Source organism: Neobacillus niacini (assembly GCF_030817595.1).
Classification (GTDB): domain Bacteria; phylum Bacillota; class Bacilli; order Bacillales; family Cytobacillaceae; genus Neobacillus; species Neobacillus niacini_G.
On the sequence record NZ_JAUSZN010000001.1, the window covers coordinates 4,863,949 to 4,877,063 of the forward strand.

Here is a 13,115-nt window from a genome sequence, read left to right on the forward strand (position 1 = left end):
CGCCGTCATTAATTTGTAAGATTAATATGTAAATGAACCATTAAGGTGAATTTATTCTATTAAATTAGTAGGGGGAAAAATTAATGAGAAAAAGAAAAAAGTTTTTCGGATTTCTTAGTAGTTTACTGGTTTTAATGTTAGTTTTAGCTGGATGCTCAGGTTCTGACGAAGCCGGCAGTAAAACATCAGATGGTAAAGTCAAATTAACCATTAATTATTATGTTGGGGCAATTAGTAAAGGTTCCATGGATGCAGCAAAGAAGGCTTTTCCAGATTATGAATTAAACTTTGTTGAATTACCAGCTGATAGTAATTATGATGTTAAATTAAAAACAAGCTTGAATTCCAAATCAGCCCCAGATATCGCAACTGTTAACAGTAATATTCAAGATTTCCTCCCTTATGCTGATAAATTTGTAAACTTATTGGATCATGATGCAGATAAAATAGCTGACCAATATGTTGAGTGGAAATGGGAAGCAGCTAAAACGGGCGATAAAAAGAGTATGATCGCTATGCCATTGGATATTGGTCCTACTGGATTGTTCTATCGTGTCGATTTGTTTGAAGAAGCTGGACTTCCTACAGATCCAAAAGAAGTTTCAAATTTGATTGTTACGAAGGAAGATTATTTAGATGCAGCCAAAAAAATGAATGAAGCAATTGGGAAGCCTATGTTCCTCTCTGCTGTTGGACTTCTCGGAGAACAATACAGAGCGCTCGATTCAGGTATGTATAATGAAGAAGGAGAATTAACTCTAGCTGACGGTCAATTGAAAGAAGCTTGGGATTTTGTCGTTAAAGCAATTGATGCAGGTTATACATTAGGAACAAAGTCAAATTCCATTGATAATGTGAATGCGATAAACGAAGGAATGTACGGAGCCTATATCGGAGCCTCTTGGGGTGTAATGGATGTAAAGGATGCAGACAAGTCTGCTGGTAAATGGCGTATTGCTAAAACGCCAGGTGGATACTCAAACCAAGGAGGATCTTATTTAGCAGTATTAGGAAATACAGCTAACCCTAAAGAAGCTGTTGAGGTAGTGAAATATTTAACAAATGAAGAAAGTCAATTAGCTAACTTAACCGAAAATAGTCTTTTCCCTTCATTAAAAAGTATCTATGAAAAGCCAGAAATGGTTAGTAAGGATGAATTCTTTGGTGGACAAGATGTAAATGAGTACTTTATTGATGCGGCTGAAAATATTACTTACGTTTATCGTGATACAAGAGACACTTCAGCATTCACATATTTCGAAGATCAAATTAGCTTAGTAGAATCACAAGGTAAGGATCCTAAGAAAGCTTGGGATGATGCAGTAAAGAAAGCAGAAGTATTGAAATAATAAATAGAGATTAAGCAGTTCTTTACATGCTTAATCTCTATCTTCTTTTTTAACGTTTACATATACATCGATAAGACAAGTTACTACCATTTACTATCTCTCCATTCCTTTAAAAAGAAACTCTTGAAAATATTTCACTATTCCATAAAAGTAGAAAAATATGATTTTCATGAATAGTGATCGCTCACTATCATGAAAATTTAAAATATATTTGAAAATAGGTTAACAAGCCACAATATGAGGTGAAGGTCATGGATGATACGATCAATGATGTGCAAGAGAAGAAGAGTTTTAAGGATAAATACAGCAAAATTTCAGAAAAGGCAACTCCTTATATATTCATAGCTCCATTTTATATACTCTTTCTTATTTTTGGATTATTCCCCATTGTTTTTTCTGCTATCCTAGCATTTAGTAAATGGGATGGTATTGGAGAGGTGCAATTTACTGGTTTAGAAAACTTTAAGACTTTATTAGCTGATACAGACTTTTGGTTATCGATAAAAAATACGCTGATCATTTGGGTTATCCAAACCGTTCCAATGCTAGTCATCGCACTAGTGTTAGCCTTTTTAATCAATCTTAGTATTGTTAAGCGAAAGGAATTTTATAAAACAACCTTTTTCTTACCTTATGTTACATCGGTAGTGGCAGTAACGATTCTGTTTGGACTTATATTTTCCAATCAGAGTGGATTAATCAATGCAGTTTTGGAATTGTTAGGGAAGGAACCGATTGCTTTTATTGATAGTCCCTTCTGGATTCGAATTATTATTGCTTTAGTTGGCATCTGGCAATATCTAGGCTACAACATGATTATTTATTATAGCGGTTTGCAAAAAATACCAGCTGACTATTATGAAGCAGCCATCATTGACGGCGCTTCCAACTATCAGTTATTCACCAAAATAACAGTCCCATTATTGAAACCGATTATTTTATTTACAGTTATGATGTCAACCATTGGAGGTTTACAAGTATTTGCTGAAGCACAAGTACTCGTTCCAACCAATGCAACAGCTGAGGGCGGGGCGTTAACGATTGTGTACTATATTTATCAAACTGCATTCCTTCAAAGTAGATATGGATATGGCTCAACTATCACCTGGGGATTAGTTGTCATCATATTAATCATTTCCTTAATTAACTGGTACTTAACATCTTACAGAATAAAGGGGGAGGATGACTAATGAAGAAATTATCACTTTCTACTATTGTTATAAGGTTTACGTTAATTGTTGGTGCTATTTTCTCTTTATTCCCCTTTTATTGGATGATTGTTATGGCAAGTAGAACCAATAGTGAGATTTTTGCTATTCCTCCCTACTTAACATTAGGTGGACATTTAATAGAAAATACCATCATTGTCTTAACAGAAACCAATTTCTTTCAAGCCTTTTTGAATACGGTATTTTATGCTGTTGTATCCACGATACTGATTCTGTTCTTTGATTCTTTAGCAGGATATACATTTGCAAAAATGAAATTCAAAGGGAAAAAAATACTGTTTGTGTTTTTGTTAGCGACTATGATGATCCCAGGGCAAATCAACATCATCCCGCAATTTATTATGATGGATTGGATGGGCTGGGTGGGCTCCTATAATGCATTGATCATACCAGGAATGGCAAATGCATTTGGGATATTCTGGATAAAACAGTATTGTGAAAATGCTATTCCAGATAGTATTATTGAAGCCGCAAAGATGGACGGCTGTAGTACATTTGGGACCTACTGGAGAATTGGGATTCCTATATTAAAACCGGCCTTGTCCTTCTTAGCGATTTACTCGTTTATTGGCGCCTGGAATAATTATACATGGCCGTTAATTATCTTAAATGATGAATCGAAATATGTTATATCGCTGGCTTTAACAAGATTACAAGGGTTATATTTTACAGATTATCCACTTGTCATAACAGGTACATTAATAAGTACTATACCGGTACTGCTCATATTCTTCTTCTTTAGCAGGCAGCTCATGGCAGGTATTACGGATGGAGCTGTTAAAGAGTGATGAATAAAGAAAGATTCTTTTCTTTGCTGGATAAAGTAATGGATACAATACTGTTAAGACTATTAATATTAACTTTCTCATTGCCTATCATTACCATAGTCGCTTCCTTTTCTGCCGGTATTCATGTTTTCCATCAGAAAAGTACAGGAGTCGCTTCAGGTAACTTGTTTCAGCTTTTCGTAGCCAACTTTAAAGCGTCCTTTTTTAAAGGATTAATAGCTGAAATCATCCTTTGCTTTTTCTATTTTCTTGGTCTCCTAAACCTTGAAATTGCCCAAACGACTACTCGTCTTACTAGTATCTTGATCTATTCTCTGTCCATATTTTTCTTAATGGTTATAACGTTTAGTATGATAAATTATATGTTCGTAATGACCACTAAAGAAGAGCCAGTGAAAGAGATGCTGCGGAAAAGTATTATAATGACTTTTGTTAAATTTCCTTATTCCTTTGTTATAGGAATCTGTTATTTCATATTCATTGGTTCTAGTATTATTTTTCCTCCCGTGATTATTATTTCAATTGGTGCAGTCTGTTATTTACACCAAAAGTATGGAAGCAAAATATGGAAATCAGCTTGGCAGCCAACCTCAGATGCTGTGCATATGTAAAGCCACAAGCTGATAATGGTCCTATTGAAAGGTGGATGCAATATGTTTTTTACACAAGATAAATTAAAAAATAGAATTGAAGAATTAAATAGCTATCGTTATCAAAATCGTATTGGAATCAATGATTGGTACCATAAAGAGGATGAAACAAAATCAGAAAAATACCCGCCACGAAGAGACGAAACCTGGAAAGTGTTTCGCCGCGGCGATACATGGTCAGGAAGGGACTATTATATTTGGTTATCAACTGAACTGAGTATTCCAGATACAAAGGATAAAGAGATTGTATTGCTTTTTGATTTTGGAAAAACAGATGGCGGAACAAATTCCGGCTTTGAATCCTTACTTTTTATTAATGGAGTTCCCTATCAAGGCGTTGATGCTAATCATAAAGAAGTCTTTTTAAGAAAAGAATTTTATGGTACTACGATTGAGTTGAGCTTGAAATTATGGTCAGGCTTAGAAGGCGGCGGACCGCCAAGAATCAGCAAGCATGAATTTAAATATAGTGATATTGCCTATCTTCAGCCAGATGTAGATGATTTATATTACACAGCAAAAATGGTTTTAGAAACGGCGAATATTCTTGATAAAAATGACCCTGCTAAAGTTGCTTTAGAACAAGTATTATCCAAAACCTTTAAATGTATTGATTGGTCAGAGCCTGGCAGTACATTCTTTTATGAATCATGTCAGGCAGCAAATCGTACTTTGCAAAGTGAAGTTGAAAAATTTGACAAGCATACACCTGTAACGGTCACAGCCATTGGCCATACTCATATCGATGTTGCTTGGTTATGGAGATTAAAACATACGAGGGAAAAAGCAGCTAGATCATTTTCTACGGTTTTACGATTGATGGAGCGATATCCGGACTACTACTTTTTACAATCACAGCCACAATTATATTCTTATATCAAAAAAGATTATCCAGAAATCTTCGAGCAAATCAAGGAAAGAATTGAAGATGGATTGTGGGAAATTGACGGCGGTATGTGGCTGGAAGCAGATTGTAACATTCCATCAGGTGAATCGATTGTAAGACAGCTATTATATGGAACTCAATTCATGAAAAATGAATTTGGTAAAGAACCAAACTATTTATGGTTACCGGATGTTTTTGGATATTCATGGGCATTGCCGCAAATTCTGGTTAAATCAAATCTAAAAACCTTTATGACCACAAAAATCAGCTGGAATCAATTTAACAGAATGCCGCATGATACTTTTTGGTGGAAGGGTATTGATGGAAGCGAAATATTGACGCATTTCATTACAACACCTGAACCAGAGGACTATAATACGGATTCATTCCACTATACGTATAATGGCGTTTTAGAACCAAAAACGGTTAAAGGTACCTATGATAACTATATCGATAAGAACATTAATCAAGAGCTGCTTCTAAGTTATGGCCATGGGGATGGCGGAGGCGGGGTAAATAGAGAAATGCTTGAACAAAGGAGAAGATTGGATAAAATTCCGGGTCTTCCTCATGTTAAGACAGGTTCCGCCAAGCAATACTTTGAGAAACTGCATGAAACGGTAGAAAACACAGATGAATATGTACATACCTGGGATGGAGAGCTTTATTTAGAATACCATCGTGGAACCTATACTTCCCAAGCATTTGTAAAACATATGAATCGGAAGCTTGAATTAGGTTACAGGGAAGCAGAATTTCTGAGATCATGGGCCTTAAAGGAAAAAGAACAGATTGAATATCCAATGGAAAAACTGCATGAGGGTTGGGAGATTATCCTTCGAAATCAATTTCATGATATTATTCCTGGTTCCTCTATTCATGAAGTATATGAGGATGCGAAAGTTGAATATGGTGAGGCACAGGAAATTTTAGCTGCAATAAAAAGTGAATTCCTTGGTAAAGTGGTAAAAAATAATCGATTTGATTGGACTATTTTTAATAGTAATGCATGGGACCGCAGTGAATTTGTTTTTATTTCCGAAAAAGAAAAGAAAATGAGTTTTGTGGATCAGTCGAATACACTATTAGAATCTGTGGAATTACCGGATGGTTATCTTGTGTATGTTCAACATATTCCATCACTAGGTTATAAAACAATCAGCGGCATTAGCAAGAAAGAAGAAGTAATCCTTGAAGGTAATGGTTTTAAAGTTGAGGACCAGAAGGTTGAAACGCCATTTTATGTCATTGAATGGAATAACGAAGGACAATTAGTTGGACTGTTGGATAAAGAAAGTGATAGACAAGTGCTTGCAGGTAAGGGAAATGTGTTCCAATTATTTGAAGATAAACCGATGAACTTTGAAGCATGGGATATTGATATTTATTACTCCGAAAAAATGAAAGAAATAACCGCAAGTAATATCAGTATAAAGGAAATCAATCCATTGTTTGTGGATATTGAATTTACTTATCAATTTGGAAAATCGTCGATGACGCAAAGGATGATTGTCTATTCAAAAACAAAACGGATTGATTTTAAAACAAATGTTAATTGGAATGAACGCCAGCAATTATTGAAAGTTGCGTTTCCTGTAAACGTTCGGACGACAGAGGCGACTTATGATATTCAATTTGGGAATGTGAAACGCCCTACACATTGGAACACAAGCTGGGATATGGCACGATTTGAATCGGTTGCCCACCAATGGGTGGATGTATCTGAATATCAGTTTGGAGTAAGCCTGTTAAATGAATCTAAATACGGTCACGATATTAAGGATCATGTTATCCGATTAACATTATTAAAGGGTGCGATTGATCCAGATCCTACAGCAGATATCGGCTTACATGAATTTACGTATAGCTTATTCCCACATAGCGGCGACTTTATTCAGGCTAATACGGTTCAAGAAGCGTGGGCACTCAATTGTCCATTAGAGGCATTGCCAGGAAGAGTTCCATTTGATGCTGCGCAGCTGATTGAGTTTATGAATGAACCAAAAATTTCAATTGATGCTATTAAAAAGGGAGAAAATTGTGATGGGGTCATTGTCAGATTCCATGACTACACGGGTGGAACACAAAAAGTAACATTCAAACCGAACTTCCCATTTCATTCATGGACTGAAACGGATTTAATGGAAAATCCAATCATGGAAAGGTTTACTTCAAATGTGGTGGAATTAACTGTAAAACCATTCGAAATTAAAACGATACTGTTTGAATAGATCAAAGAAGGAAGAGGGGAGTATGCCTTTAAAACTGTTGATTCATCTCTCCCCTCTTTTTCTATTGTAGTTTATAATAATAACTTTTCGTTTTTTAGGCGTCAAAAATTGTTACATAGATGATTGTTTCAGTACTTATTCTTTTTTATATTACAAATAGGGGGTAGCAATCATGGTGAGATTAAAGCAAAGAGAGCTGCAAATATTAGACTTTTTACTAAATCAAGAAAATTTCATTACCTACAAGAGTATCTCTGAAGAGTTAAATCTCACCGAAAGGCAAGTTAGGTATGACCTGAATAATGTCGAAAATTTCTTGATCAAAAACCAGCTGGATATTATTAAGAAAAATCATAAAAGAGGCATTATGGTGTTGGAAAAGGATGAGGTTAAGAATAAACTACGACTTTTCAAGCAATTTACGACCACTCAAGAGTATAAATACTCAAAGAAAGAGATTCAATATTTCATCCTGCTTAAATTATTAATTGCTGATGAAATCGTTCCTGTTTCAGAGTTTGAAGATATTTTATTCATATCCAGGACATCCGTATTAAATCATTTAAGCGTAATTGAAGAACAGCTCTATTCTGAAAATTTATCATTAGTTCATCAAACTAGAAAAGGTTATTCCATTTCAGGGCCAAAAATAAAAAGATATAGCTTATTTACAAGGGCATTAATGGAATTAATTAATATTAGGGAAATTTACAGTTTTCTTATAGACAATGAGAAAGTTTTCTCGAAGCAAGCGGAATTAGTTTTATTCAATTTGGTCGATATCGACTATTTGTATCAAGCCTTACTAGAGTGCCAGGAAATCGAAAAGTTTATTGGGAAGGTCATAGATGATCGCAATTACGTTTTACTACTAACCATTGTCATGAAAATTATCAAAGAAAATAATGAGTGGCATTTTGATCCTATTATCCAGAATGGACAAAAACAGTCTGAACATGAGGCCCTACTATTAAATATCATTGGAAATGTGAAAGGTCATTCCACTGATAACAGTCATAATAATACAACAAAATTCCTCGAAGAAATTATTGAATATATAAGCAAGGCTTACCATGTTGATTTTACAGCTAATCATTCTTTTATGACCCAATTAAAAGCTCATATAGATTCAATGGTTCAAAGGGTGACACAATCGATTCTTGTGAAAAATCCGATCTTTCATGAATTTGTATCAGACTATAAAGAGCTATTTTTGGCTACAAAATCCGCATGTGAAAATGCTGAGAAATATTTGGATACGAAAATTGGGGATCAAGAAATTTCATTTATTTCAATTTACTTTGCGTCTGAAATAAGAAGGCAGGAAGATCGTAAAGAAAAGAAAGCGAAAATTTTAATTGTTTGTGTGGAAGGTTTAGCAATATCACAAATGATCATGACGCAAATTAAGAAAATATTTGAATATGGAGAAGTAAAAACACTACCTGTTCGGGAGTTTAATAGGGAACACTTAAACAATTATGACTTTATTATTACAACCATTGATATTCCCGATGTTCAATCTTCAAAAATATTAAAAGTAAACAATTATTTACAAAAGAAGGATTTAGAAATTTTACAACAGCATTTAAGTTTAAAGCTTGTTATGAAAGAGAAAAAAGAACTAGATAAATTTAATCTCATAATGAAAACGATTCGAGAAAATACCAGCAGCATTACGAATTTAAGCAAACTAGAATTAGACTTAATAAATATTCTATCAAAAGGTGAAACAAGAGTTCCTAAAAAGGAAATTCGCAGAATTCACTTTAATGAGACAAGTATAACAAAGGACAAAACAATTCCAACAAATAGATGGGATTTAGCAATCAAAATTGGAACAAGTTCTTTAATTAAAAATGAGCTCATTATAAAAAACTATGAAGATAAAATTATTACAAATTTGAGGAAGTTTGGTCCCTATATGGTAGTTGCCCCAGGGGTGATGATTGCCCATGCAGGGATGGAGGATGGCGTTATTGAAGATTCTATGTGGATTACGATATTACCAAACGGAATCAATATAAATGATAGATTTGAAAAACCGATTAAGTTAATTTTTACTTTAGCTTTTAAATCAAAAGACACCCATATGCTAGTTGAAAATATAGCAAAGTTAGCATTAGATCATGAAAAGGTTGAAGAGTTAATTAATTTAAATTCAAATACAGAAATATACGATTTGATTATTGCGACAATTTATAGTTAAAGGGTGATATTTATGGAAAATGGACAGGTTTCGTTTGAGATGATTTCAAAAGCAGGAGAGGCATTTTCAATTCTTGTAAAAGCACTGGAATATGTTCGAACTGGTAATCCAGAAATGGCAGAGCAATGTATCAAAGAGTCTGAGAAATTAATGAATGAAGCCCATAACTTACAAACTCAATTAATTGTTACGGAAGCAAATGGCGGTAAAAATGAATTCTCAGTCTTATTAATTCATGCTCAGGATACACTTATGAATACAATCCTTATGTCAACGATTGTGAAAGAAATGATTAAAATGTTTCAAACTTTAAAGAATGGAGAGAGATAAAATGAAGATTAGCAATAAACTACATATTCTATTGCTTTGTAATTTAGGTGCCTCAACAGGGATACTAGTTTCTACGATGAAAGATATTGTCAGCAAAAGTGAGAAACTAAAGGATAAAGATATTAAAATTGAGGCTCGCCCAGCTGGCGAATTAAGCGAATATATTTCTAATTTTGATGTATTGCTTCTCGGTCCTCAAATTGGACACCGATTTGATGAACTAAAGGAAATTGCGGATTCTTATCATAAACCTTTAGAAATTATTAATACCAAAGACTACGGAACTATGAATGGAGCAAATATCTTAAAACAAGCTATTCTAATGGACTCTCAAAGGAATAATTAAAGGAGCTAGTTTCAATGAAATTACTCTATAGTTATTTAGAAAAACGGATAACTAAAATACAAAAAGCAATTGCTCCTATGGCTGGGAAACTCGAAAAGCAAAAGTATTTGGCTTCTATTAAAAATGGATTTAAGGATATCACTCCTGTCTTATTAATTGGGTCGTTTTTCTTGGTTTTTTATATCATTTTACAATATATTCAGCAAAACTATGGAAGCTTCAGGCAGATAGATTTAACTATTTTTAAAATTCCGGTTCAACTTACCTTTGGTATGCTCTCAATTTATGCTGCCATAGCTATTTCGTATAGACATGCTAAAAGAATTGGGGCGCCGATCATACCGTCGATATTTTCAAGTGTTTTTACAGTTGGAGTTGCTATTGGCGGGATTACTACTAATGGAATCGAATTTGAAAATTTTAATTCAGAAGGATTATTAGTTGCTTTAATTGTGTCCTTATTGACAGTTGAAGTATTAAATAAATGTACTAAATATAACTTAACAGCTAAATTTAAAAATATCCCTGAAGGCAGTGTCCATACCTTTCAATTAATCATGCCAATTGTACTACTCTCATTTCTTTTTCTTGCAACTAATTTATTAATTGAAAGAAAAACTGAACAATCAAATGTATCAGAGTTTATTTTTGGCCATTTGTTTTGGGGAATTGAATCGATTGATACTCCGGTCATGGTATTTATCATCGTCTTCCTTGAGATGCTTTTTTGGTTTATCGGAATAAATGGTTATGCTGTTTTAGCTGGCTTTGTACTTCCATTTGCTACCTTCTATCTGGGAGAAAATATTTCAGCATTGATTAACGGAGGTCAACCTGAATATATTTTTACCCCTAACTTTTGGGACTACTTTGCTAGTTTATCAGGGGCCGGTTTTGCAGGTGCACTCGTCATACTAGCTTTATTCAGTAAAGTGAAGGAAATCAAAAGTGTGGGTAAAACGTCCATCATTCCTAGTCTGTTTTCAATTACTGAACCCATTCTATATGGATTGCCCATTACTTTTAATATTTACTTGTTTATTCCATTTGTAATTGGAACCCCTATATTAGCAACGCTTCAATGGTATGTATTTAAGTGGGGGTTTGTTAACATACCAGTCGTTCATGTTGCGGATGCGCCCATTCCTATTGCGCAATTACTATCTACCATGGACTGGCGAGTATTATTGTTGATAATCGGTGTATTTCTACTTGCCATATTGATGTATTATCCTTTCTTTAAGCTTTATGAGAAAAGTGTAGAGCAGCAAAACAATAAGGTTGATGACAAATATGCTGACCTTGACTTAGACTTTTAAACATTATTGGAGGAAGAGAAATGAAAACTATTACAATTATTGGAACCAGAGATCAACAGCCCATTTCACTTTCATGTTCAAATATTGTGATGGGATCTGGCGATTTTTTGAGACTTGATAATATAGAGTTTGCCGCGCCCGTTCTAGATGAATATATTGCTCTTGGTGGAAATACCTTTGATACAGCAAGACATTACCGTCATAGTGAAAAGGCATTAGGTAAATGGATGGATATGAGAGGCAATAGAGACAGGATAAATATTTTAACTAAGGGCTGCCATCCTATAAGGGAAAATGCTAATCAACCAAGAGTAACACCGGAAGCAATCGAAGAAGACTTAATGACCAGTTTAGAATATTTAAAAACAGATCATGTTGAACTTTATGCCTTGCATAGGGATGATCCAACCAAACCTGTTGGACTCATTATGGAGGCCCTTCACAAACAGGTGGAGGCTGGAAGAATATATGCAATTGGGCTTTCGAATTGGGAGTTAGATAGAATTATAGAAGCTGATACGTATGCAAAAGAAAATGGATTGACACGTCTAAGCTTCAATAGTCCAAACTTAAGTTTAGCCAAACCTTTAAAGCCTCGTTGGGAAAATTGCGTATCCGCAAACAGTGACATGGTGAAATGGCATGAAGAAACACGTCTTCCGTTATTTTCTTGGTCTAGTCAAGCAGGCGGATTTTTCTCTGGGCGTTTTTTCTCCAGAAGTTATAGCCGATCAAGAAATCGCGGAAGTGTACTATAGCGAAGAAAACTGGGAAAGATACAAGCGTGCAAAAATAGTGGCTGAGAAAAAACAAGCAAGTCCGATCCAAATCGCTTTAGCCTATGTATTAAATCAATCGTTCCCTACAGCGGCGCTTATTGGTTCTGAAAACAAGGAGGAATTAGTTAATTCAATTTCAGGTTCTACTATTGAATTATCCTCAGATGAAATCAGTTTTTTAGACCTTAAAAGGGGCGAACTGTGATGAAAAATTTAAAAAGTAAAATTGCAGCTCAAATGTATTCCGTTAGAAAAGAGTTTGCCGAAGACGCGGAGGGCACTTTAAGAAGACTGCAAAAAATTGGTTTCGAGGCGGTCCAGCTTGATGGAATGAGAGGAAATGACCCCCTTAAAGTTGCTGCTCTACTTAAGAAATATAATTTACAAGTCGCAGGTATGCATATCAAACATGAACGTTTTTTTAATGATGTCGATGGAATTATTGAAGAGGCCTATTTGTTTGGCTGTAAAACCATTTTCGATAAATATATTGATGATGATGAACAAAATGAACAAGGTTATCGTAAGACAAAAGCCACTTTGTTGGAAGTTGCTCAAAAGTTGAGTTCTTTGGGTTTTAGAGTCGGGCTACATAACCCTGAATACGATTACAATCATTTAGTAGATGGACGGAAAGTAATTGATTTTATTACGGATCCAGTAAATGGCATTTGTATCTACCCTGAACCGGATACCTACTGGATGACGATTGCTGGTGAAAATCCAGTTGAAAGTATAAAGAAGTATAGTGGGAGAGCCCCTATCCTCCACTTAAAGGATTATCAATCTGGATATGATTTGAACGATATGGGAAACAACTTAATAGAGGTTGGCAGCGGTGAAATTGACATGAAATCTGTTGTTCAATGGGGTGAGGAAAATGGCGTCGAATATTATTGTGTTGAACAGGATTATTCTAGAATTGGAATCTTTGAAAGTTTAAAAATTGGTTTTGATTATCTAGTAAGCCTGGAAAGGGAAGTGTAAAAAGAAAGGGGA

At 34.6% G+C, this 13,115-nt stretch carries 10 protein-coding genes and 1 pseudogene; all 11 read left to right on the plus strand.

Annotation, left to right across the window (positions count from 1 at the left end; translation table 11 throughout):
- Positions 1–83 precede the first annotated feature (83 nt).
- The 11 genes and pseudogenes from QFZ31_RS23070 to QFZ31_RS23120 all read left to right on the plus strand — a co-directional run bounded on the left by QFZ31_RS23070 (position 84) and on the right by QFZ31_RS23120 (position 13,103).
- On the plus strand, positions 84–1,349 hold the full coding sequence (locus tag QFZ31_RS23070) for an ABC transporter substrate-binding protein (RefSeq protein WP_307307379.1): 1,266 nt from the start codon (positions 84–86) through the stop codon (positions 1,347–1,349).
- Between the two features lie 251 nt (positions 1,350–1,600).
- Positions 1,601–2,539 (plus strand): carbohydrate ABC transporter permease, encoded by a 939-nt coding sequence (locus QFZ31_RS23075; protein ID WP_307307382.1) that lies wholly within the window; start codon positions 1,601–1,603, stop codon positions 2,537–2,539.
- Positions 2,539–3,366 (plus strand): carbohydrate ABC transporter permease, encoded by an 828-nt coding sequence (locus tag QFZ31_RS23080; RefSeq protein WP_179598324.1) that lies wholly within the window; start codon positions 2,539–2,541, stop codon positions 3,364–3,366. Before QFZ31_RS23075 ends, QFZ31_RS23080 begins: the two co-directional genes overlap by 1 nt.
- Complete coding sequence (locus tag QFZ31_RS23085) at positions 3,363–3,977, plus strand: hypothetical protein (RefSeq protein ID WP_307307386.1); 615 nt, start codon at positions 3,363–3,365, stop codon at positions 3,975–3,977. The genes QFZ31_RS23080 and QFZ31_RS23085 overlap by 4 nt, the downstream gene beginning before the upstream one ends.
- A 42-nt stretch (positions 3,978–4,019) precedes the next feature.
- On the plus strand, positions 4,020–7,133 hold the full coding sequence (locus QFZ31_RS23090) for an alpha-mannosidase (protein WP_307307389.1): 3,114 nt from the start codon (positions 4,020–4,022) through the stop codon (positions 7,131–7,133).
- Positions 7,134–7,305: 172 nt separating this feature from the next.
- Positions 7,306–9,342 (plus strand): BglG family transcription antiterminator, encoded by a 2,037-nt coding sequence (locus tag QFZ31_RS23095; protein WP_307307392.1) that lies wholly within the window; start codon positions 7,306–7,308, stop codon positions 9,340–9,342.
- A 12-nt stretch (positions 9,343–9,354) separates the two neighbouring features.
- Positions 9,355–9,672, plus strand: coding sequence for a PTS lactose/cellobiose transporter subunit IIA (locus QFZ31_RS23100; protein ID WP_307307394.1), 318 nt, complete (start codon positions 9,355–9,357; stop codon positions 9,670–9,672).
- A 1-nt stretch (position 9,673) separates the two neighbouring features.
- Complete coding sequence (locus QFZ31_RS23105; protein ID WP_307307397.1) at positions 9,674–10,018, plus strand: PTS sugar transporter subunit IIB; 345 nt, start codon at positions 9,674–9,676, stop codon at positions 10,016–10,018.
- A 14-nt stretch (positions 10,019–10,032) separates the two neighbouring features.
- Positions 10,033–11,337 carry a PTS sugar transporter subunit IIC gene (locus QFZ31_RS23110; protein ID WP_307307399.1) on the plus strand — a complete coding sequence of 435 codons (1,305 nt, stop codon included), beginning with the start codon at positions 10,033–10,035 and terminating at the stop codon, positions 11,335–11,337.
- Between the two features lie 20 nt (positions 11,338–11,357).
- Positions 11,358–12,321, plus strand: a pseudogene (locus tag QFZ31_RS23115) (aldo/keto reductase).
- Positions 12,321–13,103, plus strand: coding sequence for a sugar phosphate isomerase/epimerase family protein (locus tag QFZ31_RS23120; RefSeq protein ID WP_307307400.1), 783 nt, complete (start codon positions 12,321–12,323; stop codon positions 13,101–13,103). Before QFZ31_RS23115 ends, QFZ31_RS23120 begins: the two are co-directional and overlap by 1 nt.
- Positions 13,104–13,115: the final 12 nt, after the last annotated feature.